Source organism: uncultured Aurantimicrobium sp. (assembly GCF_936931525.1).
GTDB lineage: Bacteria > Actinomycetota > Actinomycetes > Actinomycetales > Microbacteriaceae > Aurantimicrobium.
The window spans coordinates 1-20679 of record NZ_CAKZII010000094.1 but is presented as its reverse complement, the minus strand read 5'-3'; the positions used below and the strand labels follow the sequence as shown (position 1 = coordinate 20679).

General features: G+C 56.0%; 18 protein-coding genes. 6 read left to right on the top strand and 12 right to left on the bottom strand.

What is annotated here, in order from left to right; genetic code table 11:
* Together Q0362_RS04565 and Q0362_RS04560 are read right to left on the bottom strand one after the other, a co-directional pair.
* On the bottom strand, window positions 1-1091 hold a 1091-nt coding region (locus Q0362_RS04565; protein ID WP_298120348.1), incomplete at its 3' end, for an acyl-CoA dehydrogenase family protein.
* A gap of 8 nt (window positions 1092-1099) precedes the next feature.
* On the bottom strand, window positions 1100-2293 hold the full coding sequence (locus tag Q0362_RS04560) for a CaiB/BaiF CoA-transferase family protein (RefSeq protein WP_298120346.1): 1194 nt from the start codon (window positions 2291-2293) through the stop codon (window positions 1100-1102).
* Window positions 2294-2465: 172 nt separating this feature from the next.
* On the opposite strand from Q0362_RS04560, the gene Q0362_RS04555 reads away from it, so the two are divergent.
* The 3 genes from Q0362_RS04555 (at window position 2466) to Q0362_RS04545 (ending at window position 4596) form a co-directional block, all read left to right on the top strand.
* Window positions 2466-3965 carry an APC family permease gene (locus Q0362_RS04555; protein WP_298120343.1) on the top strand — a complete coding sequence of 500 codons (1500 nt, stop codon included), beginning with the start codon at window positions 2466-2468 and terminating at the stop codon, window positions 3963-3965.
* A gap of 91 nt (window positions 3966-4056) precedes the next feature.
* On the top strand, window positions 4057-4281 hold the full coding sequence (locus Q0362_RS04550; RefSeq protein ID WP_298120340.1) for a DUF3107 domain-containing protein: 225 nt from the start codon (window positions 4057-4059) through the stop codon (window positions 4279-4281).
* A 39-nt stretch (window positions 4282-4320) separates the two neighbouring features.
* Complete coding sequence (locus Q0362_RS04545; protein WP_298120336.1) at window positions 4321-4596, top strand: 2TM domain-containing protein; 276 nt, start codon at window positions 4321-4323, stop codon at window positions 4594-4596.
* A gap of 48 nt (window positions 4597-4644) precedes the next feature.
* Here the strand turns inward: Q0362_RS04545 and rbfA are convergent, their stop codons facing one another.
* The 9 genes from rbfA to dxr form a co-directional block, all read right to left on the bottom strand.
* Window positions 4645-5085: a 30S ribosome-binding factor RbfA gene (rbfA, locus tag Q0362_RS04540; protein WP_298120333.1), complete on the bottom strand. Its 441-nt coding sequence runs from the start codon at window positions 5083-5085 to the stop codon at window positions 4645-4647.
* Between the two features lie 69 nt (window positions 5086-5154).
* Complete coding sequence (gene infB / locus Q0362_RS04535; RefSeq protein WP_298120331.1) at window positions 5155-7890, bottom strand: translation initiation factor IF-2; 2736 nt, start codon at window positions 7888-7890, stop codon at window positions 5155-5157.
* Window positions 7891-7984: 94 nt separating this feature from the next.
* A complete protein-coding gene (locus Q0362_RS04530) occupies window positions 7985-8227 on the bottom strand; it encodes a YlxR family protein (RefSeq protein WP_298120329.1) in 243 nt (80 codons plus the stop codon).
* Between the two features lie 47 nt (window positions 8228-8274).
* Window positions 8275-9363 (bottom strand): transcription termination factor NusA, encoded by a 1089-nt coding sequence (nusA, locus tag Q0362_RS04525; RefSeq protein WP_298120326.1) that lies wholly within the window; start codon window positions 9361-9363, stop codon window positions 8275-8277.
* Between the two features lie 122 nt (window positions 9364-9485).
* Window positions 9486-11249, bottom strand: a complete 1764-nt coding sequence (locus Q0362_RS04520; protein ID WP_298120323.1) for a proline--tRNA ligase — start codon at window positions 11247-11249, stop codon at window positions 9486-9488.
* Between the two features lie 9 nt (window positions 11250-11258).
* Window positions 11259-12512: an MFS transporter gene (locus Q0362_RS04515; RefSeq protein WP_298120321.1), complete on the bottom strand. Its 1254-nt coding sequence runs from the start codon at window positions 12510-12512 to the stop codon at window positions 11259-11261.
* A gap of 120 nt (window positions 12513-12632) precedes the next feature.
* Complete coding sequence (gene ispG, locus Q0362_RS04510; protein ID WP_298120354.1) at window positions 12633-13760, bottom strand: flavodoxin-dependent (E)-4-hydroxy-3-methylbut-2-enyl-diphosphate synthase; 1128 nt, start codon at window positions 13758-13760, stop codon at window positions 12633-12635.
* A 54-nt stretch (window positions 13761-13814) separates the two neighbouring features.
* Window positions 13815-15143, bottom strand: coding sequence for an RIP metalloprotease (locus Q0362_RS04505; RefSeq protein ID WP_298120319.1), 1329 nt, complete (start codon window positions 15141-15143; stop codon window positions 13815-13817).
* A gap of 45 nt (window positions 15144-15188) precedes the next feature.
* Window positions 15189-16271: a 1-deoxy-D-xylulose-5-phosphate reductoisomerase gene (dxr, locus tag Q0362_RS04500; protein WP_298120351.1), complete on the bottom strand. Its 1083-nt coding sequence runs from the start codon at window positions 16269-16271 to the stop codon at window positions 15189-15191.
* A 145-nt stretch (window positions 16272-16416) separates the two neighbouring features.
* Between dxr and gabT the strand changes: the two genes are divergently transcribed.
* Window positions 16417-17760, top strand: coding sequence for a 4-aminobutyrate--2-oxoglutarate transaminase (gabT, locus tag Q0362_RS04495; protein WP_298120316.1), 1344 nt, complete (start codon window positions 16417-16419; stop codon window positions 17758-17760).
* Between the two features lie 70 nt (window positions 17761-17830).
* The gene (locus tag Q0362_RS04490) at window positions 17831-18820 is read left to right on the top strand and encodes an asparaginase (protein WP_298120315.1); all 990 of its coding nucleotides are present in this window, start codon (window positions 17831-17833) and stop codon (window positions 18818-18820) included.
* 11 nt (window positions 18821-18831) lie between these two features.
* On the opposite strand, the gene Q0362_RS04485 is transcribed toward Q0362_RS04490, so the two are convergent.
* Window positions 18832-19554 (bottom strand): ferritin-like fold-containing protein, encoded by a 723-nt coding sequence (locus Q0362_RS04485; RefSeq protein WP_298120313.1) that lies wholly within the window; start codon window positions 19552-19554, stop codon window positions 18832-18834.
* A gap of 138 nt (window positions 19555-19692) precedes the next feature.
* Here Q0362_RS04485 and Q0362_RS04480 point away from each other — a divergent pair.
* Window positions 19693-20679 (top strand): DEAD/DEAH box helicase (locus Q0362_RS04480; protein WP_298120311.1); only part of this gene is annotated, 987 nt, incomplete at its 3' end.

Here is a 20679-nt window from a genome sequence, read left to right as displayed (position 1 = left end):
GCCATGTGACGCATGACGGGGAATTCACCCGTAATGCCATCCCCGCCCAAGATAGTGCGCGCTTCGCGCGCAATCTTCAGAGCCTCACGAACACTGTTGAGCTTGCCCACACTGATCTGAGCAATGTTGAGAGTTCCGGCATCCTTCTGGCGCCCGATGTGAAGAGCGAGGAGAACACCCTTTTCATATTCGAGGGTCATGTCAGCGAGCTTGGCTTGGGTCAACTGGAATGACCCAATGGGCTTACCAAAAACATCACGCTCCTTGGAACGTGTAATTGCCACATCGAGGCACGCACGTGCTGCGCCCATGGCGCCCCAGATAATGCCGTAGCGGGCTTCGTTGAGGCAGCCAAAGGGACCGGAAAGTCCCTTGGCGTTGGGGAGAAGCGCATCAGCGGGAAGAATCACGTTGGTGAGCTCAATGTCGCACTGAATCGAGGCGCGCATGGAGAGCTTGCCGTCAATAGCCGTGGCGGTGAAGCCGGGGGTGTCTGTGGGCACGATGAAGCCGCGAACGCCCTCATCGGTCATCGCCCACACAATGCAGATATCTGCCAAGGTTGCCAGACCGATCCAGCGCTTTGCTCCGTTGATCACCCAGGTGTCACCAACCTTTTTTGCAGTGGTGAGCATGTTGGCAGGGTCACTACCGCCCTGAGGCTCGGTCAAACCAAAGCAACCCAGCTTCTCGCCCTTGGCCATCTGAGGCAACCAGTGGTTCTTCTGTTCCTCTGTGCCGTATTTGTAGATGGCGGACATTGCCAAGGAACCCATGACAGAGATGAACGTGCGCCAACCGCTGTCGACAGCTTCAAACTCGAGGCACACCAGGCCATAGCTCACAGCAGATGCGCCAGCGCAGCCATAACCCTTGAGGTGCATTCCGAGGAAACCTTCGGCAGCAATCTGTGGGATGAGTTCCTTGCGAAAGAACTTCTTGTCAAAGTCATCTTCGATGACAGGGCGAATCTTCGTCTGGGCGAAGGTACGAGCCTTCATGGCCCACTCAATTTCGTCCGGCTGAAGAAGCGCATGGAGGTCGAAGACATCATCCATCACAGAAACATCGGGGAATGCGTTGGTGCTCATTGTTTTCCTTACTTCGTATCCGCTAGGCCATCATCGAGCCAACGGACATTTTCACTATGCTCCCCCAGTGAGGGTGGAGCAAGCCTGTAACTGGCATCTCGGCCAGGGATTTGGATAGGACTCACGACCTGCTTGAAAAGATGTTGTCCATCTGACGAGGGGATTTCCACAACCGCATTGAGTTCTAATGAGTCTGCGAAGTCAAAGGCTTCGGGCAGGGTGTTGACGAGCCCCGCTGGAACTCCTTCGGCGCTGAGTAGTGAAACCCAGTGCGCTCCGGGTTGGGTCCTGAGGACCTCTTCCAAGAGTTCTCGTAACTGTTCGCGGTGCGTTGCACGGCTGGGGTTATCAGTGAATTTGGGGTCAGTTGCAAGATGTTCAATGCCAAGAAGGTGCACCAGCGTGTGGAATTGCTTGTCGTTTCCCACAGCAATGAGGAGTGGCCGATCCTGCGCGTCAAAGAGCTCGTAAGGGGAAATACTGGGGTGGGCATTTCCCAAACGCACAGGGGTCACGCCAGCGTTCAACGCAGCTGACGCTTGGTTCGTCATGGCAGCCAACAAGGTGGTCATGAGATCAACTTGAATGAGCTGACCTTTCCACTGAGCGGGGTCAGAATCTGCACGGGCTTTCAAAGCCAGCAAGATTCCTTGAACAGCATTCATGCCGGTCATGATGTCGATCAAGGCAACCCCCACTTTGGTGGGGCCACCGTCTTGTGGACCGGTAACACTCATCAAGCCCCCCAGGGCTTGAACCAGAAGGTCATATCCCGCCAGGGCGGCACCCTTTCCAGAACCAAACCCCGTAATGGAGCAGTAGATGATTCCGGGATTGATCTTTTTGGCTTCCTCAAAGTTGAAACCAAGTTTTGTCATCACACCGGGACGAAAGTTCTCAATCACCACATCTGCTGTGGCAAGGAGTTCTTGGGCCTGAGCCTTACCCCCTGCAGTGCGGAGATCTAACGTGACTGAGCGCTTATTGCGATTCACGCTGGAGTAGTACGTGGAGATGCCCTGGGCATCAACGGGTGGGCGCCAGCCGCGTGTGTCATCGCCGTCAGCACTCTCGATTTTGATGACGTCAGCACCAAAATCAGCCAACGTCATGGTCGCATAGGGGCCAGCAAGTACTCGAGAGAAATCGAGTACACGAATGCCAGAAAGAATGCCACCGTTGGCGTGAGCGGGTGTTGCCATATCGCCATCTTATTGTCGTTCGCCCTCGAATGAGTGGTGTGAAGAAACACCTTATTGACCTCTAGTCACATGAGCATTCCTGAGAGTAGTTTGGGCCCACACGATGTGGTGTGCCGTTAGATGAGGATTTTCTTGTTTGGTGACGCACCCGTCTCCTCAACGAAAGGTCACCATGTCAGACAAAGGTTCAGTCAGCACCCATATGGGTGATGCTGAGCACCTCGCGGTACTCGGTTATGACGACTCGTTCAAGCGGTCCATGTCCTTCTGGGCGAACTTCGCCCTGGGCTTCACATATCTCTCCCCGTTGGTTGGCGTCTACTCGCTCTTCGCTGTGGCGTTGAGCGTTGCCGGCCCCCCTTCTATCTTCTGGATCCTCATTGTCGGTGGCGGTCAGCTTTTGGTCTCCCTCGTCTTCGGTGAGGTTGTTTCCCAGTTCCCTATCGCCGGTGGCATTTACCCGTGGGCAAGACGCCTGTGGGGCAAGCGCTATGCATGGATGGCTGCCTGGGTATATATCTGGGCCATGATCGTCACCATCACGGCAGTTGCTGACTATGGCAGCTTCTTCCTCTCCAGCCTGCTCGACATTGTGCCGTCGCGTGAATCAGAGTTGATTCTTACGCTGATTCTGCTCGGTGTTGCGCTGTTGCTGAACTTCGCTGGGACAAAGACAATGGCGCGCGTTGCACGTATCGGTTTGGCTGCAGAGCTCTCCGGTGTGATTGTTCTTGGTCTTTACCTGCTGATCTTCCAGCGTCGTAATGACTGGAGTGTCTTCTTCACTGCAATGGGAAACACGGGCGAGGGCAGCTACACCGCTGCATTCATTGGTGCCGCTATCGCCGGCTTATTCCTCTTCTACGGTTTCGAAGCATGCGGTGACGTTGCTGAAGAAGTCGAGAACCCCGGTAAGCGCATTCCTCGCGCGATGTACCTGACGATTCTGATCGGTGGCGTTTCTGCACTGCTCTCCTTCGCTGGATACGTGATGGCTTCACCGAACCTGATCTCGATCGTCAACGGTGAAGACATGGATCCCATTCCTGGAATCCTTGAGACTTCGCTGGGCACTTTCGGCGCCAAGGTATTCCTTGTGATCGCGGTTACCGCATTCCTCTCCTGCGTATTGAGCCTGCAGGCAGCCGCGAGCCGTCTGCTCTACTCGTTCTCTCGCGACGAGATGCTTCCCGGACACAAGTGGATGGGCAAGCTCTCTGCTCGCCAGGTTCCTGCTAATGCTTTGCTGGTAGCAAGCCTCATCCCCGCAATCATTGCGGTGATCGTCTATGTCGGACCAGCTGGTTTGCTTCTGCAGGTCACAGCATTTGCCGTCCTCGGCATCTACATCGCCTTCCAGGCTGTAGTTCTGGCAGCGCTGCGGAAGCGCTTCCAGGGATGGCAACCTGCTGGACAGTTCAGTTTGGGTAAAGCAGGCGGTTGGCTCGTGAACATCCTGGCTCTTGCCTGGGGCCTGTTCGCGATGTATCTGCTGGCAAAGCCCGGTGAGTCTGGTGACTTTGTCACCGACTACATCGTGCTGATCGGACTGGTCATTGTTGCTGGAATAGGTGCCCTGTACCTCTTCATTGCACGACCTGGACGTAACTCCACTGCACCAGAAAATGATGCACTCGAGGTAGCAGCCAAGTTGCGTGCTCACCGAGGCTAGTTACTCTCTGCGCGAAAGCGGGGCTCACCGTGATGGTGGGCCCCGCTTTTTGTCATAGTGTTGGGTTGTTCGGATTACGAAAGGTTTTCACATGGAAATTCGCATTGGCATGATCAACACATCTCGTGAAATTGGTCTTGAGACCTCACAGACTCTTGCTGAAGTTGAAGCTCTCGTAGCGAACTCACTCAGTGGCACTTCTCCTGTTTTGAAGCTCTCCGATGACAAGGGCAAGGTTTACCTTGTCGCTTCCGCAAACATTGCGTTCGTTGAGCTCGGTTCCGACCAGAACCGTCGTATCGGCTTCGTCGGCTAATACTCCTGATCGCCACAATCCAGGCGTAGTGTGTTGAGTATGAACGATGAAGAACTCCGCGTAATCGCGAAGAAACGACTCAAGAAGCAAGCCGACTTCAAGCAATACCTTTGGGTATGGGCTGGGGTTTCAATATTGCTGACAGCTATCTGGTTCCTCACTTCCCCCGGAGAATACTTCTGGCCGATTTGGGCAATGTTTGGAATGGGTGTGGGTGCCCTGTTCAGCGGTATCGATGCTTACGGGAAAAACCCTAAAGTCATCACCGACAGCGACATCGATGCAGAAGTCGCCAAGATGAAGAAGAATTCCTAAAGACAACAGATAAGGCCCGGGGAAACCCGGGCCTTATCTGTTTAATCCTTAGTCTTCGTCAGAAGCTTCGCGAGGCTTCACATAAGGATCTTCATCCCCTGCGTATTTTGCCTTCTTCGCGAGGGCTTCAACCTCTTCGTCCTGAGCGTGAGCTTTGGCTAGCAAATCATCGATGGACTTGGCCGTGTCAGGCAACGCGTCCAAGATGAACTCAATGGTGGGGGTGAGTCGCACGGTTAGACCGCGGCCCACTTCACCACGAATACGGCCGGTGTTGGCCTTGAGCGCTGCAGCAGTCTCTTCGCGCTCTTCATCCGTGCCATAGACGGTGTAGAAGATGGAAGCGTGCTGAAGGTCACCAGTCATGCGCACGTCTGTAATCGTGACGAAGCCCAGACGAGTGTCCTTGATAACGCCACGCTCTAATGCTTGCGCGACGATGACCTTAATGAGTTCACCGAGCTTACGAGCTCTCGCGTGATCAACCATGATGTTCCCTTACTAGAAGTGAAGAGGGGCCCTGCTGTAAACGTAACAACCTGGCCCCTCTTCTCGCACTTAGACGCGGGGCTTTTCCTTGAGTTCGATGGTCTCGATCTCATCACCCAGCTGGATGTCGTTGTACTTACCCAGACCGATACCACATTCGAAGTCAGTCTTGACCTCGGTGGCGTCGTCCTTGAAGCGACGCAGCGACTCGATGGCCAGGCCATCGGCGATGACGATACCCTCACGGATAACGCGAGCCTTCGAGTTACGAGTAATCGTTCCGCTACGGACAATACATCCGGCAATGTTGCCGAACTTGCTGGAGCGGAAGATCTCACGGATCTCTGCAACACCGGACTGAACCTCTTCGAACTCAGGCTTGAGCATGCCCTTGAGGGAGTTCTCAATGTCCTCGAGTGCCGAGTAGATGACCGAGTAGAAGCGGATGTCGACGCCTTCACGCATGGCACGCTCACGTGCCTTGGTGTCGGGACGAACGTTGAAGCCGATGATGACAGCGTTGTCGACGGTCGCGAGGTTAACATCGCTCTCGGTAACAGCACCAACACCACGGTGGATGATGCGCAGCTGAACGCTGTCATCAACCTCGATCTTGAGAAGCGACTCTTCCAGTGCTTCAACAGCACCGGACACGTCACCCTTGATGATGAGGTTGAGGGACTCAACCTTGCCATCTTCGAGTGCCTTGGTGAAGTCTTCCAGCGAGATGCGCTTGCGAGCCTTAGCCAGCTGAGCGTTACGCTGAGCAGCTTCACGCTTCTCGGCGATCTGACGCGCAGTACGGTCATCTTCGGTAACCAAGAAGGTGTCACCTGCACGAGGCACGGTGGACAGACCCTGAACCTGAACGGGACGTGATGGAGTTGCTTCCGCAACGGCCACACCGTTCTCGTCGACCATGGCACGAACACGACCGTATGCAGTACCTGCAACGATGGCGTCTCCCACGCGGAGCGTTCCGGACTCGATGAGCACGGTTGCAACAGAACCGCGTCCCTTGTCCAGACGAGCTTCAATCGCGATACCGCGAGCGTCCTTGTTGGGGTTCGCACGCAGGTCAAGACCTGCGTCTGCGGTGAGGAGAACAGCATCAAGCAGTTCTGTCACACCAAGACCGGAGAGTGCAGATACGTCAACGAACATGACGTCTCCACCGTATTCTTCGGCAACCAGGTTGTATTCGGTCAGCTGCTGACGAACCTTTGCAGGGTTAGCGTCTGGCTTGTCCACCTTGTTGACGGCGACGACGATAGGAACGCCGGCTGCCTGAGCGTGGTTCAGTGCCTCAATGGTCTGAGGCATGATGCCGTCATCTGCTGCGACCACAAGGATCGCGATGTCGGTAACCTGCGCACCACGAGCACGCATGGCGGTGAACGCCTCGTGACCTGGGGTGTCAATGAAGGTGATGAGACGGTCGACGCCTTCGTGGTTGGCGTGAACCTGGTAGGCACCGATGTGCTGGGTGATTCCACCAGCTTCGCCCGCAATGACGTTGGTCTTACGGATGGCATCGAGCAAACGAGTCTTACCGTGGTCAACGTGACCCATCACGGTGACGACAGGAGGACGAATCTCGAGATCTTCATCGGTTTCATCTTCGAGCTCTTGGTCGAGGTCGATGTTGAACGCGTCAAGAAGTTCGCGGTCTTCTTCTTCAGGAGAAACGATCTGAATCTTGAAGCCGAGCTCTTCACCGAGGATCTGGAATGTGGCCTCATCGATGGACTCAGTAGCCGTTGCCATTTCACCAAGGTGGAACAGAACGGTGACCAAGTTACCGGGGGTTGCATTGATCTTGTCTGCGAAGTCCGCAATCGACGCACCGCGGCGAAGCAGGATGACAGTGCTGCCATCACCACGAGGAACGCTTACGCCACCAAGCGAAGGTGCCTCGCGGAGTTCAAACTCTGCTCTTTTCGTTCTCTTCGACTTACGTGCCTTGGACTTTCCGCCGCCACGACCGAACGCACCAGCGGTTCCACCGCCGGGACCACGGCCACGACCAGCGCCACCGCCTGCGGGGGGACGGTTAGGACCAAATCCGGGACGTGCGGGAGCGCCTGCTCCAGCACCTGCACCAGCTCCACCAGCACCACCGGGACGGAAACCGCCACCAGCACCACCTGGACGCTGGAAACCAGCACCTGCACCACCGGGACGACCTGGGCCGCCTGGACGACCAGCACCACCAGCGCCGCCGGGACGAGGCATGCCTGAGCCGCCGGGGCGAGGAGCCATGGGGCGGGGAATGCTGCCGGGGCTAGGTGAACCCGCGGGGCGGGTTCCCATGCCCTGAGCAGAAGCAAAGGGGTTGTTTCCGGGACGTGGAGCACCCGCGGGGCGAGTACCCATGCCCTGTGCAGAAGCAAAGGGGTTGTTTCCGGGGCGAGTGCCGCCAGCAGCCTTAGGAGCAGCTTCGCCACCTTCTGCAGGTGCAGAAGGAGCAGCAGGAGCCTCTGCGGCAGGCGCAGGAGCTTCAGCAGGCGCCTCAGCTACTGGCTTGGGGCCAGGGGTGGGGGCTGCGGGTGCAGCGGGAGCTTCAGCAGCAGGTGCGGGAGCAGCCTTAGCGGGAGCCTTTGCAGCAGGTGCAGCTTCTCCAGCAGGAACAGGCTTCATGCCTTCTGCTTCAAGAGCGTTACGCAGCTTGCGCGCTACGGGAGGCTCAATGGTTGACGATGGTCCCTTAACGAACTCACCGAGATCTTTAAGCTTGGCTAGAGCAAGCTTGCTGTCGATGCCGTATTCGGCAGCAACTTCGTGTACGCGTGGTTTGGCAGCCACAATTCTCCTGTCTTAGGGCCTGAGCCCTGTAAAAAACAGGACCAGACCATTACTTACGGACGGAACTCATTTCGAGCCGCTCATTAGTTGTCCATTAGCCGTTCAGCCTTTGTGTGATGGTTTCAGTGTTAGTAATGTCTGCGCGAAGTGCTCGCCCGAAAGCTCGGCGCTTCAGTGCTTCATTGCAACACTCTGGTGTGGGGTGTAGCCACGCACCGCGACCTGGTGCTGAACCGGAAATATCCGCTTCAACACGGCCATCAACGTTGATAACCCGCAACAAAGCGGACTTATCTGAGCGCTGACGGCAGCCGATGCACGTCCTTACAGGTTCCATGATACCCCAGCAACGCTGTGGCGGGGGTTCCCGCCGTGCGGTGCTGCTTAGTCTTCGTCCATTACGGAGTCAGGCTGGATGTCAATCTTGGCACCGGTGAGCTTGGCAGCAAGGCGCGCGTTCTGACCTTCCTTACCGATTGCCAGCGAAAGCTGGTAGTCGGGAACGAGGGCACGAACAGCCTTGGTAGCTGCATCGAGAACGAATGCGTCCGACACCTTGGCAGGTGAAAGAGCGTTCGAGACGAAGGTGGGAAGGTCGGTGGAGAAGTCGACGATGTCGATTTTTTCCTCGTTGAGCTCCTCGGTCACGGCGCGAACGCGGCGTCCGAGCTCACCGATGCAGGCACCCTTAGCGTTAATCGCAGGGTCAGTTGCCTTCACTGCAATCTTGGTGCGGTGGCCTGCTTCGCGGGCCAGAGCAACAATCTCAACAAGACCGCTCTGAATTTCTGGAACTTCCATCGTGAAGAGCTTGCGCACGAGCTGAGGGTGGGTGCGGGAAACAGTGACCTGAGGGCCCTTGGTTCCGCGGGTCACCGAGGTGACATAGACGCGAATACGGTTTCCGTGTGAGTAGTCCTCGGAAGGAACCTGCTCTTCAGGAGGCATGACTGCCTCGACGGTACCGAGGTCAATGAAGACCATCTTGGGGTTCTGACCCTGCTGGATCACACCAGAAACGATGTCACCCTCGCGGCCCTTGAACTCACCAATGACTGCTTCATCCGCAATATCGCGCAGGCGCTGGTTAATGACCTGCTTGGCAGCGAAAGCAGCAATACGGCCGAAGTCGTCAGGAGTTGCAACGGCTTCACCGATCACAACGCCTTCCTCATCCTTCTCAGGAACGAAGATGGTCACGATGCCGGTCTTGCGGTCCAGCTCAACGCGAGCTTCAGGAAGCTCGGGAGCGATGCGTGGTGCACGAGGAGTGTCGGTGTCTGCAGAACCTGCACCACCACCGAGACCGGTTGCGCTCTTAGGGTTCTTCACTGGTGCAACGCGAGGCTCAGCCTGAACCATGTGCTTTTGGTAGGCGGTGAGGATGGCCTGTTCGATGATTTCTACTAACTCATCGAAGGGAATACCTTTTTCGGTTTCCATGAGCTTGAGAACTCTGAGATCGATGTCCACTGTGGGCCTCCTCTATTCGCACCTGTAATCCCACGCCTCCCGGCGCAGCACTCTAAGGTTACCCGACCTGCGGGCATGATGGAACCGCGCTCCCCCAGCGGGAACGTGGCAATGAATTCTTGTTACTTGAGGTGCTTGAGAATGTCTGCAACGGGAACGCTGGTGCGTTCGTTGCTGCGACGATCCCACAGCTCAACAACGCCGTCGGCAAGACCCTTACCCACGATGACAATCGTGGGAACACCGATCAACTCTGCGTCTCCGAACTTCACACCAGGAGAAACCTTGGGGCGGTCGTCATACAGAACCTCGTAGCGAGCGTCTTCCAGCTCTGCCACGATCTTCTCGGCAGCTTCGAATACCTCATCGTCCTTGCCAGTGGCAATGACGTGAATGTCGAACGGTGAGACGTTCGCAGGCCAGATCAGGCCCTTTTCGTCGTTGTTGGTCTCGGCGATGACCGCGAGGATGCGAGTGACACCAATGCCATAGGAACCCATGGTGACGGTGACAAGCTTGCCGTTTTCGTCCAAGACCTTCAGTCCCAGAGCTTCGGCATACTTGCGTCCCAGCTGGAAGACGTGACCGATTTCCATACCGCGAGCAATCTCAACAGGACCAGAACCATCCGGTGCAGGGTCTCCTGCGCGAACATCAGATGCTTCAACAACGCCGTCTGCGATGAAATCGCGACCTGCCACAACATCGAGTACGTGCTTCTGGTCGACATTGGCACCGGTCACCCAAGCACTGCCATCAACGACACGAGGGTCAACAAAGTAGCGGATCTTGGAGGTTCCTTCAGAACCCAGAACAGCACCCTTTTCAGACCAGGGACCGATGTAACCCTTGACCAGGGTCTTGTTCTTGGCAAAATCTTCTTCTGTTGCTGCTTCAACAGCAGCAGGTGAGAAGGCAACCTCAACACGTGCCAGCTCAACATCACGATCACCTGGAAGGCCAATCGAAATCAGCTCACGGGTGCCATCAAGGTGGGTCAGTGCCAGCACAACGTTCTTGAGAGTGTCAGCAGCGGTCCACTGGCGACCATCTGCACGAGGCTCGGTTGCGTTCAAGTGGGCAACCAGGGAATCGATAGTGGGAGTGTTCGGTGAATCAAACACGCGAGCCGCAGGCTGTCCTTCAATCGGAATCGTGGCAGGAACAACCGTGGTGAAGGCTTCGATGTTGGCGGTGTAACCACCAGCTGAGCGCACGAAGGAGTCTTCACCAACTTCGGTGGGGTGCAAGAACTCTTCTGAGCGTGAACCACCCATTGCACCGGCATCTGCCTTCACAATGACGTAGTCGAGGCCCAGACGGGTGAAGATGCGTTCATAGGCATCACGCTGCGCCTGGTAGCTGTTAGCGAGTCCCTCATCTGAGATGTCGAAGGAGTAGGCGTCCTTCATGGTGAATTCACGGCCGCGCAGGAGACCTGCGCGAGGACGAGCTTCATCGCGGTACTTGTCCTGGATTTGATACAGGCACACAGGCAAGTCTTTGTAAGAGTTGTAAAGGTCCTTCACCAGAAGGGTGAAGACCTCTTCGTGGGTGGGAGCAAGCAAGTAGTCCGCGTCCTTGCGGTCCTTGAGGCGGAAGATGCCATCGCCGTACTCAGTCCAACGACCGGTAACTTCGTAGGGTTCCTTGGGCAGCAGTGCAGGGAAGTGAACTTCCTGAGCACCGGCAGCAGTCATCTCTTCACGGATGATCTTCTCAACCTTGGCCTTCACACGCAGACCGAGCGGGAGCCAGGCAAAGACTCCGGGGGCTTGACGGCGAATGTAGCCAGCACGAAGCAGAAGCTTGTGGCTGGTTACTTCTGCTTCAGCAGGATCTTCGCGCAGCGTACGGAGAAAGAGGTGTGAAAGACGTGTAGGCACGTCTCAATCTTAAGCCGTGGCGGCTGCCTTGGTGCGCCAGCCGAGCGCGAGCACGGCAATCACCACGAACACAACGAGAGTGATGACCCAAATATTGAGTAATCCATACCCCACTGCTGCAAGCACGAGACCAGCCAATGCCCCACCGCCTGCCCCCGCCAAGCTCATAACCGTGTCAGAGAAACCCTGAACGGTGGTGCGGTCTTGTGGAGCGACTGATTCGGTGAGCAGAGCACTGGAGGCGACCGTTGCGGCAGACCATCCCAGTCCTAGCAAAATGAGAGCAAAGGTGACGGCAGCTAGCGAATCTGGTGCGGCAAAGTTGACCAACAACGAGGCAAGCAAGATTGCTTGCCCCAGCAGGATTACTGGTTTACGGCCTATACGGTCCGCCATCCATCCAAAGACGGGTGAGAGTGCATACATTCCGGCTGTGTGAAGTGAAATCGTGAGGCCAATGAGGGGAATCACAACTCCATGCAGAGCAAGGTGAACTGGGGTCATCGCCATCACTGCCACCATCGTGGCGTGGCTCATCGCAAGTGCAAAGACAGCAACAGCTGCCGCAGGGGTTTCCGCAAGGATACGAATTGCGGCACCAAATCCTCGACGTGGAGCGATCTGCACTCCTCCATCAGCTACTGCACGTTCACGAGCTAACAACAATGGGTCTGGCCGAAGAGCGGTGAGGAAAAGTATCGCTGAGAAGAGTTGAGCAACAGCCGCAATGGCAAATGCTCCTGTCAGTGGGGGTAGTCCTAGTTCTTCGCCCAGCAGGTCCCCTGGTCCAACCAGGTTCGGACCAGCCACAACACCGATTGTTGTGGCCCAAACTACGAGCGAAAGATCTCGAGCCCGAGTCTCAGGCTTGGCAAGGTCGGCAGCAGCGAAGCGGGTTTGCAGATTCACTGCACCACCAGCGCCAAGAGTGAGCATGCTTGCCAACAACAACGGGAGGTTGTTCACCGAGGCTGAAACAATCACCATGATGGCGCCAACAAGGCCGATAGCGCCGCCTGTTGCTAGTGCGTAGCGACGACCAACACGACCTGCCAAGCGGGCAAGAGGAATGGCAAAGAGCGCTGTGCCCAGTGTTGACATGGTGGCGGAAAGACCGGCATAGGCAGGTGACCCACCAACTTCGGCGGTGAGAAGTGAACCGAGTGAGAAGGCGGCACCCATGCCCAAGCCGCCGAGAATCTGGCCGGTAGCAAGAATGCGCAACGAGCGCTTTTGAATTGCTGCATAGTCCAGAGTGGTCACCTTTAGAGGTTATACCCCTGGGGGTTTACTTGAAACGACTAAAAATCACAATTCCAATGCCAATAAGCACCAGGAAGAAAATGGCCGAAAAGATGAAAGGCCCTGTGAAGATAGCTTCCATTAGGGAGTGATGACCTGAACAGTGCCCACTTCACTGGCAGGCATCTCAGCTGCCAAGCGGTTTGCCTCTTCGATCAGTGTGGCAACAATTTCGCTCTCAGGAACGGTCTTGACTACTTCACCCTTGACGAAGATCTGTCCCTTGCCGTTACCCGAAGCAACCCCGAGGTCAGCATCACGAGCTTCACCAGGACCATTCACAACACAGCCCATCACGGCAACGCGAAGAGGAACTGTCATTCCCTCAAGGCCTTCAGTGACATCGTTGGCCAACTTGTAGACATCAACCTGGGCACGACCACAGCTAGGGCAGGACACGATCTCGAGCTTGCGCTCACGCAAGTTCAGCGACTGAAGAATCTGCAGACCAACCTTGACCTCTTCTGCAGGAGGGGCAGAAAGCGAAACACGGATGGTGTCACCAATGCCCTCGCCGAGAAGAATGCCAAATGCGGTAGCTGACTTGATTGTTCCCTGGAAAGCAGGGCCCGCCTCGGTCACACCGAGGTGCAGGGGCCAGTCACCGCGTTCAGCGAGTTGGCGGTATGCCTTGACCATCACGATGGGGTCATTGTGCTTGACCGAGATCTTGAAGTCGTGGAAGTCATGCTCTTCGAACAGGCTTGCTTCCCAGACAGCGCTCTCCACGAGAGCCTCTGGAGTTGCCTTGCCATACTTCTCAAGAAGACGAGGATCGAGCGAACCTGCGTTCACACCGATACGGATGCTGACGCCTGCTTCTTTTGCACGGCGAGCAATTTCGCCGACCTGATCGTCGAACTTACGAATGTTTCCGGGATTGACGCGAACTGCGGCACAACCTGCATCAATGGCGGCATAGACGTAGTTGGGCTGGAAGTGAATATCCGCGATAACCGGAATCTGGCTCTTCTTCGCAATGATGGGCAGTGCTTCAGCATCATCGCGGCTTGGAACAGCTACACGCACAATGTCGCAACCAGAGGCGGTGAGTTCCGCAATCTGCTGCAAAGTGGCATTGATGTTGGTGGTGGGGGTGGTGCACATGGACTGCACGCTCACCTGAGCATCTCCACCGACCAGCACCTTGCCGACCTTGATCTGGCGCGATTTGCGGCGAGGAGCAAGGACTTCAGGGGTCTTGGGCATTCCCAAATTCACAGCTGGCACGAGGTTTAGCTTACGCGTCTCTACTGAAGATGTTTAGCCAAAAATGCTGATGGGTTTGAAGATGTCCGCGTAGAGCAGAAGTGCACTCATCGAACCCAACAACACCACGACCAGCAAGGTGAGCGGCATCAGCTTTGCAGTGTCAAACGGACCTGGATCTGGACGCCCTCGCCACTTGGCAACCTGGCGACGTGCACCCTCATAGAGAGCTCCCGCGATGTGACCACCATCCAGTGGCAGCAACGGAACCATGTTGAACACGAACAGTGCAATATTCAGCGACGCAAGGATGCCGATGAGGGTTGCACCCTTGGAAACGGTGTCTACTTGATCCGTGCTGGCTACTTCACCAGCAACTCGTCCCACACCGACGATGCCGATGGGACCATTGACATCACGCTTGCCTTCACCAAAAGCGGCATTCGAGACATCAACCATGCGCTGAGGCAAGTGGAGGATCATGTTGGTCACGCTAGAAATGTTCTGGCCCATCATGGGGAATACAGCGGTGATCGGCTGCGACGTCATGGCGTAATCAGGAGCAATGCCAATGAAGCCCACCTCTTGGATGATGGGGTTTCCTGCTGCATCAAGGACAGGAGCTCCAGCACTGTCGAGAAGGTTTCGTTCAGCCAAAACAGGCGTAATGCTCAATGTCTTTTCAACACCATCGCGATCAACCACGATGGTCAAGGGCTTGCCCGCTGAGGCGCGAATGGTGTCAGTACCGTCGTTCCAGGTTGAGACTTTCTCTCCGTTGATGGACACGATGGTGTCTCCGGCGAGGAGACCGCCTGTGACTCCAGGCCCCTCAACAGTGCTGTCACTGCATTCAGCAGGGACACCCTCGACGGTGACGCATTGGGTCACTGCGGCAACCGATGTTGTGGGCTGGGGTTGGCCAATCCCCACAATCAAGATGGCAAACAAGACAAATGCCAACACGAGGTTCATGAAGGGTCCGCCGACCATGATGATGATGCGCTTCCAGACTGGAAGGTTATAGAACGCGCGTGATTTATCGAGATCCACCATCGACTCGTCACTAGCTTGGCGGGCGTCCTGCACGAGCTTGCCAAAAAGCCTGCGGACCTTGTTGGTTGACTCTGTGGGCTCATCCCCCGGCGGGAACATTCCAGCCATCGAGATGTATCCGCCGAGCGGGATAGCTTTCACGCCGTACTCGGTTTCTCCAACTTTCTTAGAGAACAGGGTTGGTCCGAAGCCGATCATGTACTGCCCGACACGTACGCCGAAGATCTTTGCGGGAACCAAGTGCCCGATTTCGTGCAGACCGATAGAGATCGCCAGTCCCACGAGGAAGATGACGACGCCAAGTACGTAAAGCCAGAAAGTATCCATTAGAAAAAGGTTAACCTGACCGTCTGACAATCAACCGAGAAACGGTTAGCCACCAATAACTTCATCAGCTCGGCGGCGAGCCCAGCTCTCAGCATCTAAGACTGCTTCTCTTGTGAGTGCCCCTGATGCTGGGGTGTGTTCGTCCACCACACGTTGAATTGTGGTGAGGATGTCGAGGTACCCGATCTTGCCTGCATGGAACGCCATCACGGCTTGTTCATTTGCTGCGTTGAACACGGCTGGGAAGGTCGAACCTGCGGTTCCTACCTGCTTTGCCAGCCACACGGCAGGGAAAGCTTCTTCATCAAGAGGTTCGAAGGTCCAACTCTGTGCCTGAGTCCAGTCCAGAGGCTCGCCCACCCCGGCAACCCGGTGAGGCCAGTCCAAGCCAAGGGAAATGGGAAGACGCATATCGGGTGGCGAAGCTTGAGCGATGGTTGAACCATCTACGAACTCCACCATCGAGTGCACGATGGACTGTGGGTGAACCGTCACGTCAATTCGGTCAAATGGGATGTCGAACAAGAGATGTGCTTCGATGACTTCCAAGCCCTTGTTGACCAACGTCGACGAGTTTGTAGTCACCACAAGACCCATGTCCCAGGTGGGGTGCGCGAGCGCTTCTTGTGGTGTGACATTCACGAGTGATTCACGGCTACGACCACGGAAGGGACCACCCGAAGCGGTGAGAACTAACCTGCGTACCTCGGCGTGAGTTCCAGAGACCAAGGCCTGCGCAATAGCCGAGTGCTCAGAGTCAACAGGCACGATCTGACCCGGCTGAGCCAGATCAGTGACAAGTGTGCCGCCCACAATCAGGCTTTCTTTGTTTGCGAGAGCAAGTGTCTTTCCTGTCTCTAGCGCAGCAAGCGTGGGGCCGAGACCAACAGAACCTGTAATTCCATTGAGAACAACATCAGCGCTGACAGAGCGAACAAGCTCCTCTGCTTCAACGTGACCCAGTGCAATATCGCTCACACCAAACTCGGTTGCCTGCTCGTGCAGAACCTCTCGGTTGCTGCCCACAGACAATCCGACGACCTCAAAACGGTCACGGTTCGCGCGAATGACATCCAGCGCCTGGGTTCCGATAGAACCAGACGAGCCAAGGATAAGTACGCGACGCATAACAGCCATCTTTCCACTCTTCCCCTCTAGCTATGTCGTTCGGATGCGAACTAATATGGAGAGGATTGCTAAATCTGCGAAAAATCACGAATTTTTCCTGCCCAACACTCACTTTCCTCAGAGCCGAGGAAGTTAGGATTGCACTATGTCAAACACCTCTGCCCCCGCATCAGTTGCAGTAACTCAGGAACGTAAGGTTGTCACCGCGATTCCTGGTCCCAAGTCACAGGAAATGCACAAACGACGCGCTGAGGTAGTTCCTCCCGGCGTGGGTGCAGCCCTCCCCGTCTACATCGAGAACGCTTATGGCTCCATCGTTCAGGACGTTGACGGCAACCAGTTCATTGACTTCGCAACCGGCATCGGCGTCACCACGATTGGCCACGCCAACGATGCAGTAGTCGCAGCAGTTTCCGAAGCCGCAGCCCACTTCACCCACGTGTGCTTCACCGTGACCCCCTACGAGGGTTACGTCAAGGTTGCTGAGCTTCTTGCTAAGCACACTCCCGGCAACCACGCCAAGCGCACCATGCTCTGCAACTCAGGTGCTGAAGCAGTGGAGAACGCTGTCAAGATTGCCCGTAAGTACACCCGCAAGAACGGTGTTGCTGTTCTGGATCACGCTTACCACGGTCGTACCAACCTGACCATGAGCATGAACTTCAAGAACGCACCTTACGCAACAGGCTTCGGCCCCACCGCTCCCTCGATCTTCCGTGCACCAAGCTCCTACCCTTACCGCGACGGACTGACCGGCGCAGAGGCAGCCAAGCGCACCATCACGTACCTCGAGAAGATTGTCGGCGCAGAAGACCTCGCTGTTGTCTTCGCTGAGCCCATTCAGGGTGAAGGTGGATTCATCGTTCCTGCAGATGGTTACCTTCCCGCAATCCAGGAATGGTGCACCAAGAACAACGTCGTCTTCGTAGCCGACGAAGTTCAGGCAGGTATGGCTCGTACTGGCGCGTACTTTGCCTCTGAAGGTTTTGGTTTCGTTCCTGACCTCGTCACCATCGCCAAGGGCGTCGGTGGCGGTATGCCTATCGCTGCCGTAACCGGTCGCGCCGAGATCATGGATGCATCTCACCCCGGTGGCCTCGGTGGCACCTTCGGTGGTAACCCTGTTTCTTGCGCAGCAGCAATTGCAATCTTCAGCGAAATCGAGAAGGACAACCTGCTCGACGAAGCCAAGCGCGTAGAGAAGACCCTCGGTGGTGGCCTCAAGAAGCTGCAGGAGAAGTACCCCATCATTGGCGAGGTCCGCGGAAAGGGCGCCATGCTCGCCATCGAGCTTGTCCACCCCGGAACCAAGGACCCCTACCCCGAAGCAATCACCAAGATCGTGGCCTTCGGCGCTCAGCACGGTCTGCTCCTGCTCTCTGCTGGAACATACGGAAACGTTCTGCGCTTCCTGCCTTCAGTCAAGACCAGCGACGCACTTCTCGAAGACGCCCTCGGCGTTCTCGACGAAGCCCTCGCTTCTCTCTAAAACAACTAGATTTGAGGGGTCGCTGCGGGAACGCAGTGGCCCCTCTTTTCTTCGCAACAAAGGAATGATCATGGCTGGGACAGGAACAGTAGACACCTCTGAAGAACTTGCCGTACTCGTGCGCAATGACTTCATTGAGTCGCGCCATGCAGGAAGTGTTGTTGTCGTAGACCCTGCTGGCAAGGTCTTGTTCAGTAAGGGTGACCCCAACGCATTGGTGTTCCCTCGTTCTGCCATGAAACTCTTCCAAGCCATGGGCATTTTCTCGACAGGCCTTGAGCTCTCCCCCGAATTCACTGCCCTGGCAACCTCCAGTCACACTGGTTCGGCCGCACACGTTGAGCTGGTCAAAGAACTTCTGGCAACGGGCGGCTTCACCGAGACAGATCTCAAGTGCGCCACAGAGTGGCCCGTCAACAAGGACATGCTCAAGCAGGTTTACAAAGCAGATGGTGGCGCTCTGCCCATCTATCACTGCTGCTCAGGCAAGCACGCAGCAATGTTGCTGGCGTGCACGCACGAAGGCTGGCCAACCGAGAACTACCTGGACCGCGACCACCCACTGCAGGTTCGCATCCTCGAAGCAGTCGAATACCTCACGGGGGAAACAATCACCTCAACTGCTGTTGATGGTTGTGGTGCACCTGTTCACGCTATGCCGCTGGTGGCACTGGCATCAGGCGTGGCCAAGATGCACGCTGCTGATGACTCCACACCGCTGGGTATCAAGAATTCAGCAGAAAAGCTTTTTGAATCCATGCTCGCCCACCCTTGGATTGTGGGAGATCACGGTGAACCCGATGTGATCATCATGGAAGAACTCGGCTTTACTGCGAAATCTGGTTATGAAGGCGTCTTCATCGTCTCCACCCCAGATGGAACAACCGTGGCGACAAAGATTCTGGATGGCAACCTCCGGGTTGCACCTATTGTTGCCCTGCAAGCATTGGTTCGCGCTGGCGCACTCGAGCAGAGCAAGCTGGATGCCCTCATCCCTCGCTTACACACCGATGTTTATGGTGGCGGGAAAGTAGTGGGACAGCTTCACACGACGTTGTAGTCGGTGAAGAGTTAGGCAGTAAGACCCAACTCATCCATGCGTCGTGAGTGTGCAGCAATGAGGTCGGTGAAGACGGGCTCGATGCGCTGTTCATCATCGTCACGGTTGCCAGACATGTGCAAAGCAGAACGAGCAACAAGCTGAGTGTCACCAACAAGGCGACGTCCCCACACTGCCAAGCGGGAAGACAGGGTGGGATCTTCCTCAATACCCGTCTTGAGCAAAGCCACGATTACTTCAGCAGAGCGATCTGTTTCCAGAAGAATCTCTACGCGGCCAGCAAGTGCCTTAGGAAGACCTGGAACCAGTCGCACAAAGAAATCGTCCAGGAAACCAGCGGTCAGATAGACGCCCAGAAGCATTTCATACCAGTCACGGCCACCGGTGAGCTGTTCAAACTTGTCAATGGCAGGAGCGAAGGGCTCCATCGCTTCTGCGGGGTCGACCTTCTTCTTGCGAAGTTCAGCAACCAGCCCGTGGTGCTTGGCCAACACTTCTCCCGCTGCAGCACTCAAGCCCTCTTTAGCTTCAAGAGTGGGAGCTGCTGTGACCGCACGGGTCAAGGACTCAAAGACAGCAAGTTCGAAGTAAGCAACCTGGGCAAGGAAGGGAACGACATCGGGGGTCATATCCTTCAGATCGACCTTGTCTTCGCGTTCTACCTTCTCTTGACGTGGCTTCAGGGTAGGGGCAACGACTCTGCGCTTACGCATGCCAAACCAAGAAAAGACCACGCATCAAGCCTATGCCTAAACGGGCATACGAGCGAGGCGAGATAGGCTTGATACGTCGCTACCGGCATCGGATCGGTAGCCCTACGCCTGTGTGACGAATAAAAAGGCGTAGAACCTTTTTATAACGACAGGCACTTTGTGACTTTTGCAGATTTAAATATCGACGCGGACATTGTTGAAGCGTTGGCTTCTAAGGGAATTCTTGAGCCCTTCCCCATTCAAGAGCAGACCATCCCCCTCGCTTTGGGCGGTCAGGACATCATTGGCCAGGCAAAGACTGGTACCGGTAAAACCTTCGGTTTCGGCCTACCCATCATCCAGCGCCTGGGAACCAACCCCGGCCCCGGCGTGAAGGTGCTTGTTGTTGTGCCCACCCGTGAACTCTGTGTTCAGGTTGCAGAAGACATGGAACTAGCCACCTCCAACCGTGAGACCAAGGTTGTTTCTATCTACGGTGGAAAGTCTTACGAAGGCCAGGTTGAACAGCTCAAGGCTGGCGCCCAGATTGTGGTCGGAACCCCCGGTCGTTTGCTTGACCTGGCCAACCAGCGTTTACTCTCCCTTGCCGAGATCGAAGAAATCGTTCTCGATGAGGCAGACAAGATGCTTGACCTCGGCTTCTTGGCTGACATCGAGAAGATCTTCTCGCAGACTCCTCCCAAGCGTCACACCATGCTGTTCTCCGCAACCATGCCTGGCCCCATCGTGGCTTTGGCTCGTCGTTTCATGAACAACCCCATTCACATTCGTGCCACCGATCCTGATGAGGGTCTGACTCAGGCCAACATCAAGCACTTGGTCTACCGCGCACACAACATGGACAAGGACGAGGTGATTGCTCGTATCCTTCAGGCTGAGGGACGCGGCAAAACCGTCATCTTTACGCGCACCAAGCGTGCTGCGTCACGTCTGGTTGAAGAACTCACCGACCGCGGCTTTCCCGCTGTTGCCGTGCACGGTGACCTCAACCAGGAGCAGCGTGAACGTGGCATGGCCCAGTTCAAGTCCGGCAAGAAGGAAATCCTCATTGCTACGGATGTTGCTGCTCGAGGTATTGACGTTGATGACGTGTCCCACGTAATCAACCACACCATTCCTGACGAAGACCAGACTTACCTTCACCGC

Bases quoted from the DNA above. Each gene is read 5' to 3' on its own strand.
- Q0362_RS04560 (WP_298120346.1), bottom strand. From the start codon at position 2,293: ATGGCAACACCCGCTCACGCCAACGGTGGCATTCTTTCTGGCATTCGT.
- Q0362_RS04555 (WP_298120343.1), top strand. From the start codon at position 2,466: ATGTCAGACAAAGGTTCAGTCAGCACCCATATGGGTGATGCTGAGCAC.
- Q0362_RS04550 (WP_298120340.1), top strand. From the start codon at position 4,057: ATGGAAATTCGCATTGGCATGATCAACACATCTCGTGAAATTGGTCTT.
- Q0362_RS04545 (WP_298120336.1), top strand. From the start codon at position 4,321: ATGAACGATGAAGAACTCCGCGTAATCGCGAAGAAACGACTCAAGAAG.
- rbfA (WP_298120333.1), bottom strand. From the start codon at position 5,085: ATGGTTGATCACGCGAGAGCTCGTAAGCTCGGTGAACTCATTAAGGTC.
- Q0362_RS04530 (WP_298120329.1), bottom strand. From the start codon at position 8,227: ATGGAACCTGTAAGGACGTGCATCGGCTGCCGTCAGCGCTCAGATAAG.
- ispG (WP_298120354.1), bottom strand. From the start codon at position 13,760: ATGCCCAAGACCCCTGAAGTCCTTGCTCCTCGCCGCAAATCGCGCCAG.
- Q0362_RS04505 (WP_298120319.1), bottom strand. From the start codon at position 15,143: ATGGATACTTTCTGGCTTTACGTACTTGGCGTCGTCATCTTCCTCGTG.
- dxr (WP_298120351.1), bottom strand. From the start codon at position 16,271: ATGCGTCGCGTACTTATCCTTGGCTCGTCTGGTTCTATCGGAACCCAG.
- gabT (WP_298120316.1), top strand. From the start codon at position 16,417: ATGTCAAACACCTCTGCCCCCGCATCAGTTGCAGTAACTCAGGAACGT.
- Q0362_RS04490 (WP_298120315.1), top strand. From the start codon at position 17,831: ATGGCTGGGACAGGAACAGTAGACACCTCTGAAGAACTTGCCGTACTC.